Annotated in this window: 25 protein-coding genes and 2 pseudogenes; 7 read left to right on the forward strand and 20 right to left on the reverse strand. The window is 35.3% G+C overall.

What is annotated here, in order from left to right; translation table 11 throughout:
• Positions 1–12 precede the first annotated feature (12 nt).
• The 3 genes from WAX78_RS19545 to WAX78_RS19555 form a co-directional block, all read right to left on the reverse strand.
• Positions 13–834 (reverse strand): MIP/aquaporin family protein, encoded by an 822-nt coding sequence (locus WAX78_RS19545; RefSeq protein ID WP_336483670.1) that lies wholly within the window; start codon positions 832–834, stop codon positions 13–15.
• A gap of 219 nt (positions 835–1053) precedes the next feature.
• Positions 1054–1614: a glycerol-3-phosphate responsive antiterminator gene (locus tag WAX78_RS19550; RefSeq protein ID WP_336483671.1), complete on the reverse strand. Its 561-nt coding sequence runs from the start codon at positions 1612–1614 to the stop codon at positions 1054–1056.
• A 178-nt stretch (positions 1615–1792) separates the two neighbouring features.
• A complete protein-coding gene (locus tag WAX78_RS19555; RefSeq protein ID WP_336483672.1) occupies positions 1793–2221 on the reverse strand; it encodes a VOC family protein in 429 nt (142 codons plus the stop codon).
• Between the two features lie 280 nt (positions 2222–2501).
• On the opposite strand from WAX78_RS19555, the gene WAX78_RS19560 reads away from it, so the two are divergent.
• Entirely contained in the window at positions 2502–2915 is a 414-nt protein-coding gene (locus tag WAX78_RS19560) for a VOC family protein (RefSeq protein WP_336483673.1), read from the forward strand.
• A 102-nt stretch (positions 2916–3017) separates the two neighbouring features.
• Here WAX78_RS19560 and WAX78_RS19565 read toward each other — a convergent pair whose 3' ends face one another.
• Complete coding sequence (locus WAX78_RS19565; protein ID WP_336483674.1) at positions 3018–4652, reverse strand: FAD-dependent oxidoreductase; 1635 nt, start codon at positions 4650–4652, stop codon at positions 3018–3020.
• Positions 4653–5000: 348 nt separating this feature from the next.
• On the opposite strand from WAX78_RS19565, the gene WAX78_RS19570 reads away from it, so the two are divergent.
• The gene (locus WAX78_RS19570; RefSeq protein WP_336483675.1) at positions 5001–5477 is read left to right on the forward strand and encodes a hypothetical protein; all 477 of its coding nucleotides are present in this window, start codon (positions 5001–5003) and stop codon (positions 5475–5477) included.
• A gap of 285 nt (positions 5478–5762) precedes the next feature.
• Here WAX78_RS19570 and WAX78_RS19575 read toward each other — a convergent pair whose 3' ends face one another.
• Positions 5763–6332 carry a dihydrofolate reductase family protein gene (locus tag WAX78_RS19575; protein WP_336483676.1) on the reverse strand — a complete coding sequence of 190 codons (570 nt, stop codon included), beginning with the start codon at positions 6330–6332 and terminating at the stop codon, positions 5763–5765.
• A 332-nt stretch (positions 6333–6664) separates the two neighbouring features.
• The gene (locus WAX78_RS19580; RefSeq protein WP_336483677.1) at positions 6665–7294 is read right to left on the reverse strand and encodes a hypothetical protein; all 630 of its coding nucleotides are present in this window, start codon (positions 7292–7294) and stop codon (positions 6665–6667) included.
• Between the two features lie 170 nt (positions 7295–7464).
• Between WAX78_RS19580 and WAX78_RS19585 the strand changes: the two genes are divergently transcribed.
• On the forward strand, positions 7465–7833 hold the full coding sequence (locus tag WAX78_RS19585; RefSeq protein ID WP_336483678.1) for a winged helix-turn-helix transcriptional regulator: 369 nt from the start codon (positions 7465–7467) through the stop codon (positions 7831–7833).
• 351 nt (positions 7834–8184) lie between these two features.
• On the opposite strand, the gene WAX78_RS19590 is transcribed toward WAX78_RS19585, so the two are convergent.
• Both WAX78_RS19590 and WAX78_RS19595 read right to left on the reverse strand, forming a co-directional pair.
• Entirely contained in the window at positions 8185–8904 is a 720-nt protein-coding gene (locus tag WAX78_RS19590; protein WP_336483679.1) for an SDR family NAD(P)-dependent oxidoreductase, read from the reverse strand.
• 545 nt (positions 8905–9449) lie between these two features.
• A complete protein-coding gene (locus WAX78_RS19595) occupies positions 9450–10697 on the reverse strand; it encodes an esterase-like activity of phytase family protein (protein ID WP_336483681.1) in 1248 nt (415 codons plus the stop codon).
• 507 nt (positions 10698–11204) lie between these two features.
• Here WAX78_RS19595 and WAX78_RS19600 point away from each other — a divergent pair.
• Both WAX78_RS19600 and WAX78_RS19605 read left to right on the forward strand, forming a co-directional pair.
• Entirely contained in the window at positions 11205–12488 is a 1284-nt protein-coding gene (locus tag WAX78_RS19600) for a phytoene desaturase family protein (protein WP_336483682.1), read from the forward strand.
• Positions 12489–12505: 17 nt separating this feature from the next.
• Positions 12506–13378 (forward strand): RNA polymerase sigma-70 factor, encoded by an 873-nt coding sequence (locus WAX78_RS19605; protein ID WP_336483683.1) that lies wholly within the window; start codon positions 12506–12508, stop codon positions 13376–13378.
• A 404-nt stretch (positions 13379–13782) separates the two neighbouring features.
• On the opposite strand, the gene WAX78_RS19610 is transcribed toward WAX78_RS19605, so the two are convergent.
• On the reverse strand, positions 13783–14310 hold the full coding sequence (locus WAX78_RS19610) for a GNAT family N-acetyltransferase (RefSeq protein WP_336483684.1): 528 nt from the start codon (positions 14308–14310) through the stop codon (positions 13783–13785).
• Positions 14311–15239: 929 nt separating this feature from the next.
• On the opposite strand from WAX78_RS19610, the gene WAX78_RS19615 reads away from it, so the two are divergent.
• Positions 15240–15599, forward strand: a complete 360-nt coding sequence (locus WAX78_RS19615; RefSeq protein WP_336483685.1) for a nuclear transport factor 2 family protein — start codon at positions 15240–15242, stop codon at positions 15597–15599.
• A gap of 144 nt (positions 15600–15743) precedes the next feature.
• On the opposite strand, the gene WAX78_RS19620 is transcribed toward WAX78_RS19615, so the two are convergent.
• Entirely contained in the window at positions 15744–16301 is a 558-nt protein-coding gene (locus WAX78_RS19620) for a cysteine hydrolase family protein (RefSeq protein WP_336483686.1), read from the reverse strand.
• A gap of 437 nt (positions 16302–16738) precedes the next feature.
• Between WAX78_RS19620 and WAX78_RS19625 the strand changes: the two genes are divergently transcribed.
• Positions 16739–17404, forward strand: a complete 666-nt coding sequence (locus tag WAX78_RS19625; RefSeq protein WP_336483687.1) for a DUF1801 domain-containing protein — start codon at positions 16739–16741, stop codon at positions 17402–17404.
• A 457-nt stretch (positions 17405–17861) separates the two neighbouring features.
• Here WAX78_RS19625 and WAX78_RS19630 read toward each other — a convergent pair whose 3' ends face one another.
• The 10 genes and pseudogenes from WAX78_RS19630 to WAX78_RS19665 form a co-directional block, all read right to left on the reverse strand.
• Positions 17862–19739: a hypothetical protein gene (locus tag WAX78_RS19630; RefSeq protein ID WP_336483688.1), complete on the reverse strand. Its 1878-nt coding sequence runs from the start codon at positions 19737–19739 to the stop codon at positions 17862–17864.
• On the reverse strand, positions 19724–20524 hold the full coding sequence (locus tag WAX78_RS19635) for an ABC transporter ATP-binding protein (RefSeq protein WP_336483689.1): 801 nt from the start codon (positions 20522–20524) through the stop codon (positions 19724–19726). Before WAX78_RS19635 ends, WAX78_RS19630 begins: the two co-directional genes overlap by 16 nt.
• A gap of 143 nt (positions 20525–20667) precedes the next feature.
• A complete protein-coding gene (locus WAX78_RS19640; RefSeq protein WP_336483690.1) occupies positions 20668–21501 on the reverse strand; it encodes a GNAT family N-acetyltransferase in 834 nt (277 codons plus the stop codon).
• Between the two features lie 250 nt (positions 21502–21751).
• Entirely contained in the window at positions 21752–22705 is a 954-nt protein-coding gene (gene mraY, locus WAX78_RS19645; protein WP_336483691.1) for a phospho-N-acetylmuramoyl-pentapeptide-transferase, read from the reverse strand.
• Positions 22706–22906: 201 nt separating this feature from the next.
• A pseudogene (locus WAX78_RS19650) lies at positions 22907–23271 on the reverse strand (IS66 family transposase); the annotation flags it as partial.
• A 109-nt stretch (positions 23272–23380) separates the two neighbouring features.
• Positions 23381–23479 (reverse strand): IS66 family insertion sequence element accessory protein TnpB, encoded by a 99-nt coding sequence (gene tnpB, locus WAX78_RS25235; RefSeq protein WP_413789212.1) that lies wholly within the window; start codon positions 23477–23479, stop codon positions 23381–23383.
• A complete protein-coding gene (gene tnpB, locus WAX78_RS19655; protein WP_336483692.1) occupies positions 23451–23609 on the reverse strand; it encodes an IS66 family insertion sequence element accessory protein TnpB in 159 nt (52 codons plus the stop codon). Before tnpB (WAX78_RS19655) ends, tnpB (WAX78_RS25235) begins: the two co-directional genes overlap by 29 nt.
• A 55-nt stretch (positions 23610–23664) precedes the next feature.
• A pseudogene (locus WAX78_RS25240) lies at positions 23665–23820 on the reverse strand (hypothetical protein); the annotation flags it as partial.
• 250 nt (positions 23821–24070) lie between these two features.
• Positions 24071–24271, reverse strand: a complete 201-nt coding sequence (locus WAX78_RS19660) for a sporulation YhaL family protein (RefSeq protein WP_336483693.1) — start codon at positions 24269–24271, stop codon at positions 24071–24073.
• A gap of 234 nt (positions 24272–24505) precedes the next feature.
• Positions 24506–26899, reverse strand: coding sequence for an immune inhibitor A domain-containing protein (locus tag WAX78_RS19665; protein WP_336483694.1), 2394 nt, complete (start codon positions 26897–26899; stop codon positions 24506–24508).
• Between the last annotated feature and the right edge of the window lie 14 nt (positions 26900–26913).

Here is a 26913-nt window from a genome sequence, read left to right on the forward strand (position 1 = left end):
TCTATTTCCCCCTTATGCTACTTTTCTACTATTTGTATTTTTTCCGCTCTGTTTGCTTGTCATATAAGAGATTGCTAGAACAATCACCGTTGCAATTGTTACATACATAAGTGCTGAGTTTTGCTTTCCTTCAAATACAACTTGATGGAATAACCCTGCTAATGATCCGCCTAAAATCGGTCCTACAACCGGAATCCATGCATATTTCCAGTTCGATCCGCCTTTTCCCGGAATCGGTAGAAGGAAGTGTGCAATACGAGGCCCTAAGTCACGTGCTGGATTGATTGCGTAACCAGTTGTTCCTCCTAATGATAAACCAATACTTACAATTAAGAAACCAACAACAAACGGATTTAAACCATCTGCAAATTTATTTGCTCCAATTGCTAAAATACCAAGTACTAAAATAAAAGTTCCAATAATTTCACTTAAAAGGTTTGCAAATGTATTTGGAATTGCCGGTCCTGTTGCAAATACGCCTAATTTTGTGCCTGCATCTTCTGTTTCTTTCCAATGTGGTAAGTAATGTAAATATACGATAATTGCTCCAATCATTGCCCCAATCATTTGTGCTGCGATATAACCTGGTACGTCGCTCCAAGGAAATGCTCCTTTAAAAGCAAGTCCAATTGTTACCGCTGGATTTAAATGTGCTCCGCTAATTGATCCAACTGCATAAGCAGCTACTGAAACCGCTAAGCCCCATCCCATCGTAATAACAATCCATCCTGAATTTTGCGCAAACGATTTCTTTAAACTTACACCAGCACAAACGCCGCCGCCAAGAATGATTAGTAATGCTGTCCCTATTAACTCCCCTAAAAATGGTGACATATGATCCCTCCATAATCAAATTAAAACGCTTACAGTGAAAGAGACAAATTGAATGGCCATTCATTTTTTTTAAAAGAAAAAATCCACAAATGCACGTTTCTATAGAAACATAGAAACAATGAAATGTGGATCTCTTCTTTTCTCCGTCACGTTTATTAACTTGTTTATAATGTTAAACGTAAATGAAAGCGGTGTCAATTAAATTTTTTCACATTTTCGTCATTTTTTATGAAAATGTTTCCATAATTCTTTTTTCGACGTTGTAATCGCTGTCGCACCAGCCTCTAACGCCCTTTCTACATCATCAACCGTACGGATAAATCCACCTGCTAAAATAGATAATCCGGTCCGTTCCTTCATTTCCGTAATTACGTCCGTTAAAGCCCCTGGCAACACTTCAATGTAATCTGGCTTTGTCTTTTCTAAAAGAGCACAACTTTTCTCCATTGCACTAGAGTCAATTAAGAAAATGCGTTGAATCGCAACGACACCTTTTTGCTTCGCTTTCATAATCACACTTGATTTCGTAGATAACAAACCATATGGACGAAACTCTTGGCAGACATACTCCGTTGCATACCCATCACTTTGCAAGCCATGAATTAAATCAACATGTAAAAAGACTTTCTTACCATGCTGCTTCGCAAGAGCAATGACACTTTTCAACTGGGCAACATGAATATCAAGAATGACAATATATTCATAAGAACTATGTAGTAATTTCTCTAAATCTTTTACTTGCCGAACAGCTGGTAGTATTTTTTGTTCATGAAATTCCATTCGAAAATCCCCTTCTTTGTGTCTTCCTATTTCTTAATAGTACACAAATTAAGGAAAAAGAAAAGATAGTACGTTAAAGTGAAACTTTCATATGCAAATAATCGGAGCACTGCAACTGGATAATATCAAAAAATAAAAGGAGCTGACTTTTTTGCAGTCAGCTCCCTTCTTATATGAATTATTGTTGGCAAGCAGCCGTTGAAACTTGCCATTGTACACCGAATTTATCTTGTACTTGGCCGTATAACGGACTCCAGAAAGTTTCTTGAAGGGGCATTATGACTTGACCGCCGTCCTGTAATTTTGCAAATACCTCTTCTGCTTTTTCTGCACCTTGTATGTGAATTGCTATAGTCAAGTGTGATCCAATTTCGTGTGACTGACCTGGGAACGTATCAGAAATCATAAGATCCGTATTACCAACTTTTAAATGTGCATGTAAAACAAGGTCCTTCGCCTCAGCAGGAACCGGATGTTCCGGATTTTCTGGCATTTCTCCAAACGTTTGAAGCATTTCAACCTTTGCATCCAATGCATTTTCATAAAACTTAACCGCTTCTTGCCCATTACCATTCGTCACTAAATACGGGTTAATACTTAAGATCATCACAAGCACCTCTTTCTAAAATGTTTAACATATGTAACCACAAAACAAAACAGAACATATGTTTCTGTTTCATTTTATCACATATTACTTGTTTACGGAACTCTTTTACTTCATTTGTGCAATAAAAAAAATCGACATTTCCTATGAGGGATTTAGCCTTAACGTGCAAAATTCGCAAAATGATTCTTGAAATATGACAGCCTTTCGCTTACACACGAAAGTGTTCTAAAGAAGGAAACGCCTGAATGAAATAGAAATATAATGAAAAGGAGATGAATAGATGAAACTGAATCATTTAAATTTATGTGTTGATGATTTATCGGCAGCGAGAGCTTTTTTTGAAACATTTTTTGATTTTCAATGTTTAGAAGAGAAAGGAAAAGCTCTTGTAGTGATGAGTGATAATGATGGATTTATTCTTGTATTAAGTGATCCAAAAGCGTTTAAAGGGGGAAAAGATGCGACATACCCAGAAGCTTTTCATATTGGTTTCTTAGTAGAAGAACCAAATAAAGTTGATCAAGTATATAATCGCTTAATAGAAGGCGGTATTGAAATAGATAAAGAACCTTACAAGATGAGAGGTAGTAGTTACGGCTTCTACTTTACAGTATTTAATGGATTGTTAATTGAAGTTTCTTGTCTTGACTATAAAGATGGTAAAAGAATCTCAAAACTTAATGTTGCAAAATAGTCCTACTTTTAACTTTTATTATGTAAAAAAAGGCTCTCTAAATGTAAAGAGCCTCTACTAACTCAGCAGTATATCTAAAAACTTTAAATACAGTCCTCAAAATTATTTCTCATTTACAGATGAATTGCATAATATGCAATTCATCACCTCTTCCAGTATTAAGTCAGGGTTTAATACTTCTTCTTTTGTACGCCATCCAATGAATCCATCTGGTCTTACGAGCACAGCCCCTTCAGGATTTACTCCATATAACATCCCAAAAACATTGTCCTGATCAACAAAATCTCCTGTTGGACAAACACGGTACACATTTATGCTTATTCCTAAATGAGAAGCAACAGTATGTGCCGCAGTTGACCAAGAGTTATGTTCTGAACCAATAAATAGCACAAAGTTTTTACCCAGTAAATCAAGTATGGAAATACGCTTTCCTTCATAAGTACCCCACATATGCGGAGCGCGTGTTCCTGGTCTTCCGCTGAGCTCTAAAAGATCCATCCTATGTGGAGTTGCATCTTGATCGATAATTGCTGCCGAACAGTATTTGTAACCTACAGTAACAGCTAGGCTATCCATGTTATTCAGATTATCCTCTTCTTTATTCGCAGCACGGAACAATATACTGCTTGCGTAATCCGTAGTTAATCGTACAACGGGATGCCTCTCCTCATGGTAGGTTTCCAGTAATTTCGGATTCGCTTGATCATGTATAACAGCAGCTAATTTCCAAGCTAAATTGTGAGCATCCTGAATACCTGTATTTGAACCAAATCCTCCCGTAGGCGGCATAAGATGAGCAGCATCACCAGCTAAAAAAACACGATTATCCTGAAAACGTACCGCTGTACTTTCTGTCGCTTCCCAAGGTGAAATGCTTAGTATTTTCACATTCAGATTTGGCATCCCAATGGCTTTTTGAACAATTTTTTGACAACGCTCTGCAGAAAAATCTTCTGGTGTTTCCCCTTTTAAAGGATGATACGTAACATGATAAATCCACCGATCGTTATTATTGACTGGAATAAGTGCACCTAAAACTTCAGGGTGTAAAATCATCGAGAAACCAAAGGCATCTCCTTTTATGAGATCGCTCAAATCCGCTTCAAAGTAAATGTTTATATAATGCCCTCCGATATTACCGCGACCAGTAGTTGGAATACCTGCATGTTTACGTATAGAACTTTTGGCTCCATCTGCTGCAATTAAATAATCGCTATGAATCATCTGTTCTTCCTTAGTTTCACGATCTCGTACAATAGCGGTTACTCCTATATCATCTTGCTTGTAAGAAACAAGTTCATGATTAAACCACAGCTTCCCGCCTAATTTTTGGGCCTCTTGCAGCAACATCGGTTCTAAATCAATTTGATAACAAGCTGTTACCTTTGACGGACTAATCTTTCTAATGATTCCGGACATACTTTCATCACTTTCGGCCTGAGCTATTCTAGCCCTTTTTAACTCTTCAGGGTCTGCTTCAGCCATTGTATTTACAGCAATCCTTCCGCGGCAGTTCTCCAGTGACTTTCCTGCGGCGCGAATGTTTTTTTCTAACCCTAATTCTCGGAATAATTCCATCGTACGAAAAGTAATACCCCCTGCCTTCGGATGAATAGCAGTCGTAGCATGCCTTTCAATAAGTAAATAATCAACTTTATGATGCGCAAGAAATAATGCAGAAGTTAGACCTGTCAAACCTCCTCCGATAATTAAAACTGGAACGTGATTAGATCTCATGTATATGCCCCTTTCATATAGTACTTACATAAATTTCACTGAGTTCAGTAGCCTAAATATAATAAGAAAATTAAGAAAAATATAGACTTATTTTTCAAAATTATTTATCATATAGATAGAGTACGCCCCAAAATACATTTATATATATGTAAGAAGAGCATTCGTAAAAGTTCTTCAAACTGAACATCCAAAAAGAAAAGCTGAAATATCTTATTTTGATTAAAATAAGATATTTCAGCTTTTCCTTTTTATAACGCTGTTTTCGTAAGAATTGCTGCTATCTTGACCATACTATACTGGTAAAAGGTTGACTTTCAACTAGTAAATTGGAGTTAAAGGAGGGTTAACATGAAAGATGAGTTAAGTATAAATATCTATTTAGATGAAACTGATACTCCGTTTTCAAGATATTATAGCTCAGATGATGTTCACCTAAGCTCTGACCTTGAAGATTTTCTTTTGTCAAAGCTACACAGCGGCAAAAGAAAAGAAGTAGACATATTTTTTTTAGGTCAGAATGATTTTGACGAAAAGTCATTGAAGACTGCCACATGTAACACTTTTTCTAACCTCTTGAACGAAGAGGAATATACATATGCTAGAAATGTCAAAAAGGCTATTGTTTTGTTTGTGCTTGGTATTATTGTTGGGTTGATATACTTGAAGCTTTCAAGCACTCATGCTTATACTGCAGGAGTATTAAGCATTGTGTGTTGGGTTTTTATTTGGGCAGGTACAGAAGTTTATTTTTTTGAAAATCGGCAAATCAAACAAAAAATTAGGAAATGCCAGAGCATTCTAAATGGTAACGTGAGCAAAAAATAGAATTTTAGTAAGTTTTTACATTTCCGAAACTGATTTCCGGATTCTATCTTGTGCATTTATTTAGGTTATTATTTGGACTCGGAAATCGTGATGAAGATGAAATAGAAAAAGCATGTTTTATTAAAAATCAAGAAAATGATTAGAAATCTTTAAAATTAAATAGTGTAAAAAGAAAGGATAGATGAACAAGGAGGAATACCTGCTTACATCTATCCTTTTTTGTACAACAAATGACCTCATTTACCATAACAACATTTTTCCTACATCCTTGGATTTTCCATATCATTATTTGTCATTAAGATGATAACATAGTTGAACAACGCCAGAGGAAAACCTTTTTGTATTAACCAGTTTTAAATTCACCCTCTGCTTTATGTCAATAAACAAGGGTTTTCCTTCTCCTAAAATAACAGGGTGAACAGATAATCTAAATTCATCAACAAGCCCTAAATTTATAAAAGTTGTAATAAGGCTCGCTCCGCCATAAAGCCAGATGTCTTTACCAGGCTTATTCTTTAATTTATTTACTTCTTCAAAAATATTATCATTTATTAATGTTACTTTATTATCAGTCCTTTTTTGCGTTCTGGAAAACATATATTTTTCCTTACTATGAACTAATTTCCAAATTTCTTTTTCGGTATCAGAAGCTTCATTTTCTGGAGTATATTGTCCCCATAAATCATAGCTTCTTCTTCCGTATAAAATAGTATCAATATGATTTAAGAAATCAATGAACCCCATATCAGAGTCCATGATGCACCAGTCTACTTCCCCTTTTTTCCCTTCAATAAATCCATCTAAAGTAACTGCTAAATCTAAAATTATTCTTCTTGGTCTTTTGTTATTGGACATAGTTTTTCCTCCTTTTACAGAATGGGAAGCCTATATTCAAGACTATAAAAACAGCGGATTATCAAAAGTTGCTTGGTGTAAAAAATGGAGGATTATAATCATTATCGCTATCAGTGGACACTAAAAAAGATGGATCCGGTAAGAATTCCGAAACTATCTTTTAAGTGCTTAATCTTTCATGGTCCTTTTATTAAACTATCCATTTTATAGAGTACAGTTCATTTTACTACCAACTTAATTTTTCCGTGTTTATTACACGTCTGTACAAATGTTAGGAGCTTACTGCCTATTCATACGGAATAAAATTTTGTTTTCGAGTTTTCCTTTTTCAATTACACAAATAAAATATTTCTTTGCGCTCCTTCAAGAACACCTTCCTGAATTTGTTTTACAAATCGATAAATCATTTGTTCTTTTTGTAAAGAAGCTATTTCTTGCTCGTTTATATAAGCTGCATAGTAGTATTTCCATAATAAGATAATCATCTCAATTTTATTTTCTTTTTTAACCAACGAATTTTTTTTGATATACTCTACAAATGAGTTTGCATTCGTTACATATTCAATTTGTATTTGTGTAAAAATATTGGCGAATCTCTTTTTAGAATTATACCGAACTGTGCCTTCTTGCTTCATTTCTTTTACTATGCTCTTAAATATTTCATTTGTCACTTTGCTTTTTTCACCAAAATAGTGCATCCATTCTTTACATGTACGTCTTTTGTTATTTTGTATACATAATATAAGTTGATTCACGTATACACGATTTGTACCTTGATTATTTCTTATTTCTATTTCATCATTTTGATTTAACTGTACATAGCCCTTTTCAAGTAATTCAATGAATAATATTCCTATCGTGTACAATGGCAAACTAAATGTATAACGACTGTTTATTGTCATTGGTTGCTCTGCCAAAGAGCTACTAATAAAACCTTTTGTCATCTTCCCCATTTCTTGCATATATAATCCCTCCCCTATATAACTATCTCTTAATCCAATTGTGTTAATATAGAATAAAGCGATTACTTCCACTCTACATCTTTCATTATAAATGTAGTATAAAAACGCGAGAAGAATGCACTTTTTTGATAGAAAGTATCCTCTAGGATACCGAATGGAAGGTGAAAAGCATGGAGCAAGATTTACGTCATGAGGTATTACATAAAATACAAAATAAAGAATTTAATTGTGCGAAAGAATTAACGTTATCCATCATTAGTGGAAAATGGAAAATTGTCATTTTATATCGATTAGGTATAAATGGTCCAATGCGCTTTAGTGCCATTCAACATTTATTTCCCAAAATTACACATAAAGTATTAACGAAACAATTACGCGAATTAGAAGATGATGGTGTAATCGCAAGAAAAGTTTATCCAGAAATCCCGCCTAAAGTAGAGTATTCTTTAACAGATCTCGGCGAAAGCTTACAGCCCATTTTACAAATGATGTACGCCTGGGGAGAAAAGAGGATTCAGCAATTACAAAAAGAATCATAATTGAATACCCTTACCCTTTTACTCCTGAAAAATTGTTTCTTCCACCAGGCTTTTGTATATTTCTTCATATTTATTTGTCGGTCGTATGCTTCAGCGTAAAGTTATTGAACTAATCTGCCGATTAGTTCAATAAGAGCAGTTGATACTTTTCTCTTGTCTCATTAAAAAAATGTTTTAGACTATAGAAAAAAGTATTAGATGATTAAAAAATAGTTGTAGACTGAAAAGATTTTTTCTGTGTAGCGTGAAATTTTTAAAAATCCCTTCAGGATATCTAAAGGGATTTTCCATTTACATAATTCTTGTTATCAGTAGTTAAGTATCTGATCTTTAAGGAATTCAACTGATTCATTAGACTTTTGTTTCAAACATCGCTGGAATATTAATTTCTTTTACGCAAGAAGCCTTAGAAAGATTAATTACACATCTAACCAATAAAACAATATCTTGTAGTGGAATTTGTGTGCCATTATAAGTCGATATAACTTTTTCTATACCGTCTTCATAAGGAATTTGTGTAGCTATTTCACCTGGATTGATACATGTTACACCTATGCTATACTTCTTTAGATGCTCCCGTAAAGAATTGCCGATACCGCGCAATCCAAATTTTGAAGCCACAAATGAAACTTGCGTAAAATCAGTATTTTCTAGACCAGCTGTTGAACCTATCAGCAAAATTTTCCCATTTTCTGATTTTTTTAGATTAGGCAACAGCCTTTGTATACAAGTAATTGTGGAGGTTACATTAACATTGATAATTTCTGCAATTTCCTGGGGATCATCTTTCTCAAAATTATAATCATCTCTAAATCCATTTTTCTCCCATATTCCGACATTATATATTAATACATCTATGATATCGTCATTTAAAAACCGAGCAATCTTATCGCATGAAGTAGGTAATGATAAGTCAGCATCTATCCAAATTCTATGGATTCCATCATTAATTTTCAAACTCTCTGGGCGACTTCTAGAGACGATCCACACCTTATCGCCTCTATCAGGTAATCCTTTCACAAAAGCATCTCCTAATCCTTTGCTTGCTCCAAATATAATAAAATTTCTCATGATTTCCTCCTTTATTAGCATTATATTTAATTCTGTTTCACGTAAGTTAAACTGTCTGTAAAATACAATGTTGTATATCATATTTATGTGAGATTTACATAACATATCATTATACGTAGTAAACAAAGAGGCTAATCCCATTTTTTACAAGGATTAAGCCTTTTTCTCTTTTGAGAGCTTTATACAAAAATGTATACATACCTTTTTTATTAAGAATGCTTTCTCTGAATTGTCCATACTTTCCGTATAAAAATCGCATATCCTCTATTTGGTCTAATACTTTATTTTAGTACAACACATTCACCATTCATGACATATAAGGGTGAATCTAAATCTTTCTTTTATGAGTTAAGGTGAAGAAAGGAAAAAGAATATGATGGTATCAATAAAGTTCAGTCTAATACATTTTTTTAATGGAACAGTAAGACCCCCACCACAAGATTCAGAGAAAATTGAGGTGGGGGATAACTGCCCGTAAAAGCCCGATTGGTAAGAGCTTTCCATCAGTGGGGGATGAAAAAATCGACACCTTTTTATGTAAGCCTTCAGTTTTTGATAGGTGCCTTGTTTGACAATACTTCAAATGCTAGGAATTGTGTTACCTGGCTAGAGTTGAAATTATTATCTGAAACTAGTACAAGGCTGTCGTTCCCGTTTGCGAGTTTAGGGCCCCAAGAGATGCCTTCGATATTGTCAAGCTTAGATAAACCTAATGTGTTCAAATCAAGAATCAGACGCTTTTTAACAGGCTTAAATTTACTTTTTTGTAACGAATCTATATTACGAATATCACTAGCTCCGTTAAGATCAACTTCATAAATACGAATATAGTTTTTAAAGCTTCCATCCTCACCTTGTACACCAGAACGTTCAACTGTTAATAACTCGTGGTTGTTTACCGCAAGAATCTCTGACACGCCATTATCTGCGTATTTGCCAGGCGCTGGCGTTGCTGGAATTGGATCAACAGGGTATGCGTACTGTCCTAGTACATTCCCTTTGCGATCGTATTGAGTAATCCGTGAAAGTGCCCCAGAGTTTGTAGTAGGTATAGGCCCGTCCTGATATAATGGACCTTCCATTGCAACCCATAACGACTTACCGTCAGGTGCAAACGTAGAACCTTCAAAACTCAAGTTATTACGTGATCCAATCTCTTGTGTTGGTGATACTTTAAATATTTTTGGCAGAGGCAATGTAGACAAGTATTGTCCATCACGAGTGGCATGCTTCACGAACGGATTTAAGCCAAGAGAACGATCGCCCTCACTCGCATACCAAATACTCCCATCTAACGGATCAATATTTATGGATTCAAGATCTGGAACTTCTCCACCTTGAGTAATGTATTGTGTTTGATTCGGATAAACACTTCCGTCAGCTTGCTTTAAAAAATTCACTCCGGTCAATTGAACAGAATGAAAATCTTTGAGATTATAGTCGAGCCTAGCATTATAAAAACGCGCAGGATTATAACTTGATCTGTCATCGCTTATCATGACCCATGTGTCACTTTTAGAATCGTATCTAAGTCCTGAAAGACCACCCACAGTAGTTCCTTCAAAATTCTCATTGAGCGGGATTTGTTTCTCTCCAATAAACCTTAGACCCTTAACGGAATGTTTTTCGTTTACTTTGTTTACACCATCCTTTTTCTTGCTAGAATGGTCATCATTTTCCTGTGATACATGTTGCTCAGCAGCATAAATAGTAATAGGTGATAAAGCAAGACAAGCACTTAATGCAGCAACACTTAAAACGTTAAAATACTTAGGAAACTTAAGTTTTTTCATAATACTCTCCCTTTCCCATGCTTATTTTTATACATCCCTATTTCCTTCATACAAAATTACCTCTCTAAAATAACACCCAGATATGAATTTCCATTTAAGAGACTATTAAAAAAATGTAAAGCATTGTCAAAGTTTTAAATAACTACAATATGCAGAATTACTTCCAAGGCACCACCACGAAAAAAGGATGGTAACCATTCGGCTACTCATCCTCTAACATACGATTATTACAGCAAAACAGAATCCTTATTTTTATCCGCAATAAAGATGTTTAAAAACGCCAGTCATGTTATTACGTTAAAGAGCCAGATTGTGAAATAACTATTTAACCGCCAGTAAAGGTAGCATCTGCGAATTGTGCCACCATATGTCCAATAATGAATATAGCCCACAGGTAAACTGGTTCATATATTCGGCTAAAAAAAGGTTTTCATAAATTAAGTTTTTTTTGTCACAATTGAACCCCTCTATCCGTCTTGATTAATGAAAAGAATAGGAGGAATTTAAATGAATAAATTTGATGTTGCCATTATTGGTGGTGGGTTTGCTGGATTAACAGCTGCTCTTTTTCTAGCAAAGGAAGGTAAGAAAGTAGTGGTGCTTGAGAAATCAGACCGATACGGAGGACGGTCAATGACCATTAATAAAAATGGCGTTCTCATGAACCTAGGTGCACATGCCCTATATAAAGGCGGTGAAGCAATGAAGATATTTGATGAACTCGGGATTACAATCAAGGGAAATGAACCGTCTGCTGATGCATATGCTATTTGGAAAAATGAGGTTTATCAAGCACCGCTGGGTTTACGTTCCTTATTTTCGACGCAATTTCTTAATGGTTTAGGGAAGGTCCGTCTTGCAAAGCTTATGTTTCATCTCAGTAAAATGGATGTAAATTCGGTTTCAAATGAAAGCGTGCAAGCTTGGGCAGAAAGAAAAATCATTGATCCAATGGTACGCCACTTCTTTTATGCATTATGTAGAACAACCACTCAAACATATGCTCCAAGTTTACAGCTAGCTCGTCCAGTTTTGAGGCAGATCCAGATGGTTATGAAAGAAGGTGTTCTCTATGTCGATAATGGCTGGGAATCTATTGTAACCGAATTAAGGTCTAAAGCTGTCAGTTTCGGTGTTAAACTTCTTGAATCTATGAATGTGAATAGTATTGACCATAATGGGCAGGTTGAACGAGTGAATTGTACGAATGGAGAATCGTTTGATGTAGAAAGTGTGATCATTGCAACACCTCCTAACGAGGCATGTCGCCTTGTACCCCATGTTGAAAAAACCTCGCTATATCGTTGGAAGAAGGAAGCGATTCCTGTAACCGCATCCTGCTACGATTTAGGATTAAAGACGTTACCAAATACAAATCATCAATTTGTGCTAGGACTTGACCAGCCTATCTTCTTTACAAATCAATCTAGGGCCGCGAAGCTAAGTAATGACGGAACATCCGTAGTTTCCTTGGTTAAATATCATGATTTGAATAGAAGTTCAATAGATTCTCGAACAGATAAACAGCAATTGGAACATACAATGGATTTGCTTCATCCAGGCTGGCGACAAGAAGTGGTCGAACAGCAATATTTACCTAAAATAACCGTTGTGCATAATTTTCCTCATACCGGTAGAACGGAAAAACCAGGTCCAGCTGTTCCAGAAATAAAGGGCCTTTATATAGCAGGTGATTGGGCAGGAGACGAGGAATTATTGGTCGATGCAGCTGTTGCAAGCGCGAAACGTGCAGCGTTACACATATTGAAAAAAGACTGGGTGTTAGTATGAATCAGAAGAAAAAGAAGATGGAATTAGAACAAATTTATCAAGATTACAAGCCACTGCTTTTTTCCCTAGCATATCGAATGCTAGGGAGTGTGATGGATGCAGAAGACATTGTTCATGAATCGTTCATTACTTTTGAAAAACTTAAAGATTCCAAGTCTATAACAAACGTAAAAGCCTACTTGTGTAAAATTACGACCAATCGTTGTATTGATCATTTAAGGTCTGCTGCCCACAAGAGAGAAACTTATGTGGGCACATGGCTTCCTGAACCGATTGTGGAAGATTCCCTTGATGATCCGGCTAATTCATATTTTATGAAGGAATCTTTATCCACCGCCTATATAATGTTGTTGCAACAGTTATCTGAAGTTGAAAGAGCGGTGTTTCTTTTACGAGAAGTCTTTCAATACGACTATGATGAGATCGCCTCTATGGTGGATAAAAGCAGCACAAACTGTCGGCAAATATTTCATAGAGCAAAGAAAAGCCTTGTATATGAACCGAATGTTTACCAACAAGATTATCAGCAATTTAGTAACTATGTAGAAAGGTTCACTACGGCATTGCAAAACGGTGAAATTTCAGAAATGATTCAAATGCTGCAGAAAGACGCAATCTTTTATGCAGATGGTGGCGGGAAAGTTACAACTGCACTTAAACCTATTTATACTGCGGATCGAATCACACGCCTATTCTTGAATATAACTAAAATGTTACCAGAAGATGCAGTGTTCAAGTTTAAAAAGGTTAACGGTGGACCAGGAGTTGTTATTATGATTAACGGTTACCTGGCCTACGTAGTTTCATTTGAGTTTAAAGAAGGGAAAATCAATTCCATTTACATGGTGGCGAATCCTGATAAGCTTAGCCGTTTAAACGAAAATATCTAAAGGGTTCAATAAAAAATGATGTTGGGTCAACCTTGTAGTCTACTTACTTCATGACTTCGGGAGAACAAATAGCTACTATTAGATGCAAAGTGTGTTCAAAACCTTATAGTGTACCAAATCCAGCAAAATTGGCATTAGCAGTAAGATCCTTATTCAATTAAAGGGTTCGATTGTACAATAACAATTAGATTTAAAACGACTTTATTGTTGTATTTTTAAGTGCAGTGAAGTATTTCACATCAAAAATTAAACAACTTTATTTTAACCCCGTCTTAAAATTAAGACGGGGTTATACGTGTTTTAGATTTTAAAATTAAACAACTTTATTGTCATTTTACATATATTGAAGTCAACAAAGAAGAAAAAGATAATCATACTCGATACCTTTTATATTTAAAAATTGTTTACAATCCTAATTTCATTTCATAATGTGATAATTGTTTTCCTGGGTAATCCTTATTACCAGTAAATTCAAATCCAAGTGTCTCTAATACTTTACTTGATTTAGCATTTGCAACCTTAATTCTGGCAATTAATTTTTTAATTTTCATTGAATGAGTAGCATAATGAATAGATGCATTTGCCGCTTCTGTTGCATAACCTTTCCCCCAACATTCAGGGTCTAATAGATACATAATCTCAATATCTTCTTCTTTTTCATCTATATACCTTAATCCGCAATGACCTATAATTTTCTTTGTAACGTTATCTAATATTGCCCATACCCCAAATCCATATTGATTCCAGTGATTCACAAATTTCTCAACGTAAATTTTTGTTTCTTCTTTAGTCATTTCTTTAGAAGAGGCAAGCCATTTACCTACTTCATCTTTTTTAACAATTTCATAAATATCATCAATATCTTCTAAACTTAGTTGTCTCATATAAAGCCGATCTGTACTGATTGCTTGTCCGTTTATTGTAATATTCATAAATGTTTACCCCTTTATATAATAATCACATAAAAGTTATCAAAATCTTAACAGTTAAATTTTATCATATTATACAAATACATGGCGATAACACATGTATTTAGTTCACATAGCACCATGTATCAGCAGTTTAACATCTTCCCAGAAATTACAATTTATGTTAATTTAATAATAAACCATAATATCAAACAGAATGAGGAGTGCTAAATTATGAACTCATTTTCTTATATACTTGGTATATTTCTGATTATTATTGGTGGTTTTAATATGTATAAAAGTCTTTGTTTCAGATTTTCGAAGTATGGTATATCTATAAAAACAACATTTGCGCCATTCTGGATCATTCAACTTGGAGGATCTTTACTAATTATAAGTTTAGGTATATTTCTAATTATTATTTAGAACAAAGCGACTTCTACATCAATTAACTTTGTTGGTTCACATATATACAATATGATTAAATTTATATAGGAGAAAAATATGAACCAAAAACCATGGTATTTACGAGACAAATTTTTATATACCATATGCTTAGTTATCCCTTTAATAGGATATATAATTGTTCTATCTAACAAAAAAAAGTTCAGACATGAAGAATGGCTACCTTTTTTATTAGTATCTACAATTATGACTTCTCTTTGGGTATTGAAATTTCTTCCTAACTATATGTTTCTTGCAGGAACAGTTCTTACACTATTATTAATATATAAGCTTATTAATAGCTAAAAAATATATACTTTATATATTTACAAGTAACATAATCCTACATATCTGTACATTAAATAAAGTCTGATTGTTTATAAAAAATTTTGATCAAAATTCTGTATTGAAAATGCAGGATTTTTCTTTTCTTATTACACTAAAGGGTTGTTTAGTTGAACGAGAACAAGAAAAAATTGGTACAATAATGAGCATATAGGGGGGATAAAATGAAAAATCAATTTGTATTAAAAGAGCATTTATGTGAACTAGAGCAACAGTTGTTAGAATCTGGAACTCGTACATCACCAGCAAAACTAGACAAGTTACTTGCGGATGTTTTTTTTGAATTCGGGAGTTCAGGGAATGTTTGGTATAAAAAGGATGCGGTTGGTGGAGAAGGACTTAGTGTAAGGGAAATGACTCTTTCTGATTTTGAAATATACCCTTTATCAGAAGATACGGTGTTGGCGACATATCGTGTAAAAGATGAAACCAGAATGCAGAATACTTTACGTAGTTCCATTTGGAAATTGATAGATGGAAGATGGCAAATGTTTTTCCATCAAGGAACTCTAACAAAATCATAATAACAGTATTATTAAACAAACAATGTTTTTATAAAAGAATACTTGCATAAAATATTGTAAGAGCGTATTTTGAACAATTTTTTTCAAAATACGCTCATTCTTTTTGTCTGTCTATTAATAATATTCGTATCTTGCCACTTAAACTTATTTGATAAAATCATTTATTAGTTCATCTGTCGTAAGTATTGTTGCAAATTCATCATGCAATGTAGCTAAAGATATATTATGTATAGTTTCTGCATCATAATATTTATCGTTTTGATCTTTCATACCAAATGCCGCTGTTGCATCGGAAATTAAATATGTATGAAAACCTAAATTACCACTCATTCTTGTTGTTGTAGATACACAATGAGGTGTAGTTAAACCAGTTATGACGACTGTTGTTATTTTATTTTCTTTTAAAAATTCTTCTAAATTAGTACCAATAAAACTACTATTTACTTTCTTTGTTATAATTACTTCCCCATCAATCGGTTTAACTATTTCCTTTATAGCAAATCCTTCATTCTTCGGATAAAATATGGAATTAGGATTATCAGACTCGTGCTGTATATATATTACCGTCCATCCTTTTTCTCTCCACAACTGTAATATTTTATTGATATTTTCCTCTGCATGTAAATTATTTCGTTCTCCCCACTTTTTATCATGAAAAGCTTTTTGTACATCTACAATAATTAAAGCTTTATTATTATTCATGAAACTTCCCCCTTTGAAAATTTCCAATTATTACTTTATTTTAATATTGTACATATCTTTATTCAACTAACTTACATATGTTTTGATAACCCGTACATCTAGAAATACAGAAAAGCCCCCTCAAAAATCTGAAAGAGCTTTCATTCATACAAGGTAATTCATCAATGGTTAAAATGTATGATTAAAATCATCCCTCCTCAATAGTTTCTTAGAGGTAAGATGATTTTTTTATTTCATATTTATGCTATAACTATATTAACTGTTTAGATGCCTTCTTGCCCGAAGATCAAGCAAGCTTGTCAAGTTGGGTACGGAAAATGATTCAAGGTTAATGAATATTCAAGTAAAGCTAAAAAGTGACAGCAAGAATCAAAGAAATTGAGAATGATCATTCTTGACTGTCAACTGATTGAAAAATTGCAGAGGAGTGTTCCTTGATGACAAATAGTAGAATGAATCCTAAGGTTGATGAATTTTTAAGTAAAACCGAAAAGTGGAAGGAAGAATATGAGAAGTTAAGAAATATCGTTCTTGACTGTGAGCTGACCGAAGAATTTAAATGGATGCATCCTTGTTACACGTTTGAGAAAAAAAACATAGTTTTAATACATGGATTTAAAGAATATTGTGCGCTTTCGTTTCACAAAGGTTCCTTGTTACAGGATACTCATGGGATTCTAATCCAACAAACGGAGAATGTACAGGCGGGGCGCCAGATTCGGTTCACCAATGTTCAAGAAATAGTTGAAATGGAAGCCATCTTGAAGTCCTATATTTATGAAGCCATTGAAGTTGAAAAAGCCGGTTTAAAAGTGAAAAAGAAAGAGCATAAAGAATTCATAATTCCTGAAGAACTTCAAAATAAATTCGATGAAATGCCTACTTTTAAAACTGCTTTTGAATCATTAACACCGGGACGGCAAAGAGCATACATTCTTTATTTTTCGGGGGCCAAACAATCCAAAACTCGAGAGTCAAGGATTGAAAAATATATCCAGAGAATTCTCGATGGAAAGGGATTAAATGATTGTACTTGTGGGCTATCTCAAAAGCAACCCAACTGTGACGGCTCACACAAGTTATTGGATAAGAAAAACTGTTAATCAAATTTTAAGATATTACCTCACTTTGCGTTCATTCGAACTCCTTTTTAGATCGCAGGTAACAATCAAATAATTTAAAATGGAAAAGTGATTTGTAGAGTATAAGCAAACTAACATGTAACAGGCTTACGCATTACCGGCTAAGAAGAGAAAAATACTGCACACAAAAATGTACCCTTTGGCTTTTTGCTGAAAGGTACACTTTTGTTCACCTAACGGCTTTTTATATGCACTAAATCAAGATTTAAGAGTGATTTCTAATCAAACTTTATTACAAAGCAAATGCAGTCTCACAAGCAATTATAGTAAAAATTGTAACAATAGTAGTTGAATTTTTTAGATTATCTTTCATCAGAAATTGATAAATGCATACAAAAACGCCATCCTCTCGTTTTGAATTTACATCGAAAGAATAACGTTTTTTTCCACCTTTGAATGAATTTATAAAAATCACAATTTACATGCCATCGTTTACTTTCTGATGTTCTTTTACATGTTTTTTCTTGATTAATATAGCCTTATACAAAGCAGCTAGACCTAATACAGCAAATACAATGATTACAGGAATTCGGACTATATGTGGAAGATAACGCGTAAGAAAGAAAAGACGCACCTTTTCATCTATACTAAGTATTTCAAAAACGAATGGTACTATACTTTGATGAACTAAAGAAAAGATACCGATAAATACAAGAAGTGCAACAACAGCAAGTTTTTTCTTAGGTAATTCAGTCGCTTTATTTTGTACTTTCTTTTCACTATCCTCTCGCTGAGTTCCCATGCCATTTTTCATTTTAGCTAGTAATTCAGGGCCACTTGATTCAAGCTTTACATAAGCAATGCGACCAAACCACCAGGCAAAAAATGCTCCAGTACAAATACCAGTAGGTACACCCATCCATTGTAAAAGGTTTAAATGAAGCAATGTCCCAATCCATACAACTACCAAAGCAGGTATAGCAGTTGCTAGCACCATCACCATCATAAGCCAAGTTGTTAGAAACATTTTACCAGCATTCATATCGTCACCGGATACAATCGTACTACGCCCCCGCCTTTGCGGATCTGTTATCGGGATTAAGTTAAATACCGATAACAATACAATAAGACCTGCAGCCCCGCCCAGTAATGCAGGAATGAATGCGAACACCCATGGGTAAACCCAAGTGAGTCCGCTAGACGTGGTGAAAATAACTGTCGCTACAATAGCAACTGGACCGACAATCAATAACCAAGCTCCTTGTCGACCGCGTACATCGATCCGTTCTGCACCAGGAGTCATCAATGTCAGCCACAATGCACTCCCATCAAAACCATATAAATTACAGGCAAACATACTTGTAAAAACAATCATAATGACTCCTGCCCACGGCATTAAGCCAGGTATACCAGCAATCGTAACTAGGCAGCCATAGAACAGCCCTGTCCATAGACCCATCCGGAGGAAACGACCACGCTGTGGATCTCTTTCCCAACATTGTAGTTCCTTAGTCATGATTGCTCCTATTTTAGTTTCTGGAAGGATTCGGAGAGCGTTCCTATGATTTTTCGCAGTAGTCCAACCTTTTATTTTTGTAAAATTTGTCGTTGTACTTCTTGTCAATAATTTCGCCCATATGTAAAACAGAAGTCCGCAAAGTATGGTTAGCACAAGTAAAGAAACAGAAGCTAATACCCAATTTGATTGACTAGCCTGCTCTACAGCAAATATTGCCCAGCTCGACGGGAAGATGTACAGTATAGTAAATTTTTTTATTGTTATCGAGTTGATGGCAGGAAGTGCATACCAACCCACGTTTAAAAACGCTATAACAAAACCAATGAGCATCGCTCCAATCTCCATACCGACCCGAGATTTCATGGTCTCGCCCATGATACTAATCACTACTTTTGATAGCAGCACTACAAAGACTAATTGTAAAATAATTGCCGGAACAGCAACTATAATTGCCCCCAGGTTAAGATGTGCTGCGTACAATAAAAGACCCATAAAGGCTACTAGACTAATTAGTGGTCCTAATCCTATAAAAGCTGCAACAAGTAATGCCCTAGCCAGTTTATACGAGTTAAGTGGGAGTAACATGAAATATTCCGGACGTAATAGCCCGTCTCCACCGGTGAGCATCGGTCCCATTATCCAGCCGATAGTCCATACTGCAAAGACAATGTAGAGAATATCCTTCGATACGGTAGGATTAGTAGAAGCAAAAAGCAGGACAGTTCCAATCGCTAGTAATAGGCCAAATAGTCCACCCATAATCAGGAGGACGGCTCTACCTCCATTCATCGAATGCCTAAGTATCGTTAACTTCATTCGGACTAATACACTAACCAAGACAATTCCCCTCCTAGAGCGGTACGACTGCCTACTAACCGAACGAACGCTTCTTCAAGACTTTGTTCACCACAAACATCGTCCATTGTTCCTGACGTAACCACACGCCCTTTGGTGATAACGGCAACGTGGTCGCACAGTTGTTCAACCAACGCCATAACGTGGCTAGAGAATACTACAGAACCACCTGAAGCAACAAATCTCTGTAAAATCTTTTTAATAGTAGCTGCAGAAATGGGGTCTACAGCCTCAAATGGTTCGTCAAGAACAAGCAACTTTGGAGCATGAAGAAGTGCAAGAGCTAGCCCGATTTTTTTACGCATTCCAGTAGAGTAATTGATAACTAGCGTTTTTTCAGCATGATTCAATTCCAGTACTGTCAGTAGTTCCTCTGTACGATGAGCCACTTCCTTGACATCCATTCCTCTCAATAACCCTATATATGTTAATAGTTCGCGTCCAGTAAGCCTTTCTGGCATAGATAGCCCATCTGGCAATACGCCAACCAGCATTTTAGCATGCGTTGGATTTTTCCAGACATCGACACCAAAAATTTTAGCATCCCCACCATCCGGTCTTAGTAATCCTACAGCCATTGACAGTGAAGTAGTCTTACCTGCTCCATTTGGTCCAACCACTCCGTAAAATGAGCCACTTGGTACCATTAAGTCAATATGATTGACTGCAATTGAATCGCCGAATCGTTTATACAGATTAAGAAGCTGCATTGCTGGAGAGGATTCATCAAATGTGGATTCCAATGATATTGATTTAGAGCTTTTCATAACCTTAGTTCCTCCTTCAGGATTTTATCCTGCATGAACAGGTATCAGAATTGTAAAAATCGTGGATATACGTAAGCGTCAAATAACTCCCACCTATGCAAAATGAAGTGCACTTCATTTTGCTATTTGCTCTCTAAACATTATTAATCCATGAATTTCCTATACACATGCATAACTTGAAAAGTTTCAAACCCTAACAATTTATACAGATTCTCTGCCTTACTATTCCCTTCTATATAACAAAGTTGAATGGAAGTAGCCCCTTTACTTAATGCTTTATTTATCCCAAACTGCGTAATTTTTTTGCCATATTCCTTCCCCTGATATGCCGGTGAAACCATAATATGATCTAAATATCCATCTTCAACAGTAACCGCTCCTACAAGTTGGTCATTATGTAACGTTACATATATCGGCTTGTTAGATAACGTCTTTTGGTCTTCTTCACTTAGCGGGATTACATAGGGCTTAAAATCATTTTTCACAGCCATTTCATAAAAACATTCTGCCCTGCACTCGGCATATTGTTCGTAAAACTTATCTTCATAGGGAATGAATTCAATATCTACCTCTGGTTGAACTCCTCCCGTATAACACATACTTGGTGATCCAAACCACTTTTTATACCCGTACCTTTCGTAAAAAGCAGCTGGATTTTCCTTATCTACTCTCACTTCGGTTACTAAAATACTCGGATTTTCACTTTCTATAATCTTATAAATTTCTTGATGAAGTAACGTACCGATTCCTTTTCTTCTTTCTCTTGGATCTACATAAACTTGAATATCCCACTCTCTTTTCTCTTCATTTCTTATAATCACATAAGCAAAGCCTTTTACTCCTAATTCATTCCACACTAAAAAATTTTTAGCACCCCTAAAAATTTTCATCATATTATTCAAATCATAATCTATTACTTCCATACTACTCATTTTTATAAGCTGCTCTAAATCTTCAAACTTACATTCCCTTATCATATAAAATTCTCCTCAAATTGAAATTTCGTCTCACTCCCCAACATTAAAGTATTCTCTAGAATACTTTAATTTCCTACAAAAGACATGAAAATGCACTTAGAACATCCGTTTCACTACAAACCTTAACAAGGTGGAGGTCGCTTCATAAGAAAAAAAGCATCCCTTGTCGCATAATAGGAAGAGGAGGTACCAAAGATACCTCCTCTTTCGTGCCCCAAAAAGTTAAGGGGGGAATTATGAAATTTATTTATCAAATCAAAAATGATTTATAATAAACAAAGCAAATCAGCATAGTTATCCAAGAAATCACCCCAAATATACTTACAATTTGATTTTCGCGCCAACCATATTTTAAAGCGAAATGATAGTGTATAGGGGTCATTTTAAATAATCTGGACCCGGTTGTTTTGAAATAATAGACTTGTATAATTACTGAGAATTGTTCTGCGAAATAAATAATAAATAATAATGGTACTAGAATCTCTACGTGTTCAATAACAGAAAAGAAGGTTAAAATTCCACCAATTGCAAGAGAACCTGTATCACCCATAAATCCTTTTGCAGGGTATAGGTTATAAATTAAAAAACCTACTAGGCATCCAATCATCACTAATGAAAAAATCCTTATTTCTTGATGCTCACTTATTAAGAAAAAAAATAAAAAAGAAGGTATGGAGACATTAGCTAGAAGTCCATCCATTCCGTCAGTGAAGTTTATTGCATTGGCTGTGCCTACAATGAATAATGTAATAAGAATGATGTATACAAAACTAGGTAAATAAAAAGTATTATCTTGAGTAAGAGAAATCTTAAATTCAAAATTAAAGTTCATTATTAAAGTATAAAGAATGTAACTAGTAAACATGAACTGTAAAATTAATTTAGTTTTGCTAGATATCCCACCAGGATCTTGATTATATGCTTTCCAAAAATCATCAAGAAATCCAATAAGTCCAAATAGTATAAATGTAGAACATAAGAGTATCATGAAAGGAGAATGATTATAATATAGACAAATAATTACTCCAATGTAAAAAACAATCCCCAGCATTAGAGGAGTTCCCTTTTTTGTCTGATGGTCAGGGGGTAACTCTTTTCGAATGGGTTGCGTAAAGTTGATTTTTTTCAAAATAAAGAGAATAAATGGTGTAATAATAGCGACTAAAATAAATGATAGTATGACTAGTTTCAGCTCTATTAGCATAATTTATTCACCAACTCCTTGCGTTTTCAATATATTTGTAAATGTCAAGCAACTACAAAATATACAATAAAAGTTGATTTTTTGGTTATTTTTTGTTTACTTCACTTTTTTTCAGCACTCTGCATCTAGACGGTAAATCCGTTGACCACGGCAAGACTTTATCAATTTCTTCTTTATCGTTTAAATCGAGTAGAGTTAGTGTAAATCTTCGCTCGCCTTCACTTTCTTCCCCTTCTGTGAATCAGGTAAAGCCTTTAATGCTTCATCAAACTTCCGTCTGGCATGCGCCCAACATCCCACAAGGGTAACATCCGGCACTTGATGATAACCACTATATCCATCTACTTGTAAATACCCTTGAAAACCAGTTAAAAACGTTTCGGATGTTCCCCTGTTCTTGTGGGTTGATAGTCATAGAGAACGATAGAGATATCTCCTGTACGGTATAACCACAAATAGGACTTGGCTGTTGCGGCCCGCCCAGGTTCGCTTAAAACTTGGAAAGTTGTTTCGTCTACATGAAGGATGGTTCGAGTAAGTAGATGTTCATTCATCCTTTCATACAAGGTCACTTTTGCCGTGAGTTCCTCTACTTGAGCTTGAAGTGATTCAACTGTGGGTTGGTTTGAATGTGAGAGTGTTGTTTTCATAGATAAATCCATTCGGCAAAATCATTCAAATTCCTTTTTCTAATCTGCGATAGTGCAACCAGAAGCCATTATGTTCCCAAACCAGAATGTTTAGTTTATCGCGTGATCGATTGCAAAAAAACAAATAAACAAGAAGAAAAGGGGTCTAACTCACATTCTTCTTTTACAATAGCCGCTAGTCCATCAATTGATTTACGTAAATCTGTTGCCCTTTGTGCAAGATATACTTTTTCAATCGCGATTTCTGATATCATTGTTGCTTCACCACCTGCATCACTTGTAGGAGCACTTGCGGGGTAAAAGGTACATCTAATTCAATGGTTGCTTCTTGAATGTGAATTCGAATCGCGTGGCATGTATGTTTTCTTCTGCGACAGGGACATTCATAGAAATCCAATTCACACGCTCATTTTCGTTTTGATCTTCAATTTCAGGTGATAATTTTTTCAACCAGTAATATAGCCGATAAACCGGTAGGTTCTGTTTTTGACACCAGGCAAATTTGGATAATCCACTGTTTTTATAGTCTTAAATATAAGTTTCCCATTCTTTCTTTAATCGGTGTCTTTTCATAAAAAACCTTCACATGTAGTGTGTAAGGAGATTATCTCATGAGTTATTTACAAATAGTAGGCGGGGAATATTTGACGCTTACGGATATACCATAAAAAAAGGATGGCAACCATTCGGCTACTCATCCTCTAACACACAACTATTATAGCAATACAGAATCCTCATCCTTATCCTGATAGCGTCGTTCCCGTTCTTCTGCTAAACGTCTCATATATATTTCGCCTTCTTTTTCAATAAACTCATTATCAATTTCTTGCTCTTTTTTCGACGTATATAAGACCATATAACCGCTCACAACGATACCGATAATAATAAGATAAATCCACCATGGTAAAGTTTCCATTCAAATTCCTTCCTTTCATAAGACAAGCTTTGTTAGTTTCACTGTATGAATGAAAGGAAGGTTTTATGACTACTATATTTAATCTAGATTGTCTTATATATCGCCCGCTAAGGTGGGATAAAACTAGTTGGAAGTACTAAAACAAAAGAAATAAGAGTAGTTAAATAACTACTCTTATTTCTAAGTTGCATATGAATTATAGTAAACTAATAACTTTCTAAGGAGAGTTTCAACTTATCGATGAACCCAAATTGCCCCTGCTGATTTATCATCAGCTTGACCTACTACTTCAATTTTAATTCCAAGATTCGGAAGTTTTCGTCCTGCATCTGGAATTACACTATTAATATATGATTTAGAATCATCAAATTTAGACACACCTGGTAATCCTTTATAATCAAAGATTCCGCGCGTTGGTGAATTTACTTTCCATGCTGGCGTTTGATCAAATGAGAACGCAGCATCTGCAATTTGATAACGAGTACTATTCTTCACAGTTGGTTGACCATTTAATGTTCCAATAATCGCTTCTGGATGAGAATCTACTACCCCAAGGAATCCTTCACCTGGATGCACGCCAACCCAGTTATCTGTAAAGCTTTGATCTGCATACCATACAACAAGTCCTGTATTGTAAACTGGACCGCGTCCATATTGCAGCGCTTCGTCAGAACCCGCATAGTTTCTCCACTCTAAATAATAATTATTTTTCTTCTGCTCAAATCCATCAGAAACAGTAAATCCTTTTAAAGTAAAGCTTGGTTGTCCTTCTGCATCATCAGAGAAAACAACTTTATTGTCTACTGTTAAAGTAGCATTATCAAGCGCAAAGCCTCTGTAAGCTACAGCAACATCTGTTAAATATTCAAATTGTAGTTTTACTTTCTTCCCTTTGAATTGACTTAAATCATAAGACTTGTCAATCCACTTATCATTCGTTGTGTCCATGCCATTCTTTATGTCTTTGTCACCCATTCTATCAATCTTTGTTTTCGTTCCATCTTCCGTAATAGCGTATACGTCAAGGAAATCATATTTTGCTTCCAGTTCGTAGAATGCTTTGTAATCAAATTTTGCATTCGTTGCATTTGTTAAATCGAATACTGGCGTCTCTAATGTTGTATGTATATCATTTCCTTTTGTACTATAATAAAATTTCTTTCCAAAACCAGGTTCAATATTTTTCAACTGTTTATCCGGTAAATTTACACGAATAATTCCTGGGCGTTTTGATTTTGTAACACTTTGATCTAAATACGTCGAAAATCCGATACCTGTGCCAAGTTTATCGTAGTTTACCTCTGCAATATTCGCCCAGTTCCCTTGCATATTCTTTTGGAAAAACTCTTTGTTTTGCGGAGAGAAACTTGTTGGCTCTGTTCCTGCAATTCTTCCAGCCCAGCTGCCGCCGCTCATAATAGACCAAGCTTCAATCGGCTCACCTTGTCCTGAATACTTTGTATCGTACTCATCTGGTAAACCTAAATCATGACCAAATTCATGAGCAAATACACCAACTGCACCGTCTTCAGGCTCAATTGTGTAATCGTATGCAGCCATCTTTCCGCCCCAGTTTGGTACAGATGCTGTCGTTCCATCAATTGCATATGGCTTTGATCCAAGTTTTGAGCGATGAGACCAAATTGCATTATCTTTCAATTTTCCGCCGCCAGCTTCTTGTCCAACTCCAGCGTGAACAACCATTAAATGATCAATAATTCCATCTGGTTCATTTTTATTACCGTTACCGTTGTAATCATATTGATCGTATTGATCAAAATCAGCTAAATTAATTCCTTTTGCTACTGCTGCTTTTAACGCATCTTTTACTAAATCACGTGGCCCTAAGGGTCCTTTATTATCATGACCAGTTCCAGCATCAGAGCCGTAATCTGCAGCTTTACCCGGAACAGTCAACCATTCTGTTACAGTTCCATCAACTGTATAGCTGCCGCCAGATTGCTCTTCATAATATTGCTTGAATGTTTTAATGTTCGAACCATTAAATAACGTAAATGGCTTATCGCCAAATAACATGTTTTGATAATGCTCACGATTAAAATCATTCGCATACATATATCCTGGTTCTTGATCGATATTGTTATGTTTAAAATCACTATATTCTACAAGTAACACAAGAACCTTGTCTTTGCGAACAGACCCGTTATATTGCGCTTGCTGCGCTGAAGACGTCGGCACTTTACCATTTCCATGTATCTTTCCATTTAATCCAGGCACTTGCCCAGCTAATGGACCATTCTTTGACTGATGCTGGTTCTCTTTCTCTTCCATTTTCGCATCTTTTACTTTTTTCATAAAATCAGTAGCTTCCTGAGTAAGGCTGTCTTCTGGCGTTGTTTCCTTTCCAGGGTTTTCGCCTCTCTTTTTCTCTACATATTTTTCTAGAGCCTTTGACGTTTCTGCTTGTGATGCAGATGGATCAATGACCCCGCGCTCCTTCAGCGCATTTGCCAAACGTTCCTCCGGTATTAAATGCTCATCTATGAAACTAGATGGCTCTGATGATAATTCAGCATAAGCAGAATGACCACCGAAGGCAAACATAGAACTTAGCACAGCCCCTGTCGCCAACACTGAAAAAGTTTTTAATTTTCTGTTCTTTCTCAACGCAGTTCCTCCCC

The sequence above is a fragment of the Bacillus yunxiaonensis genome, assembly GCF_037104695.1.
GTDB classification, from domain to species: Bacteria; Bacillota; Bacilli; order Bacillales; family Bacillaceae_G; genus Bacillus_A; species Bacillus_A yunxiaonensis.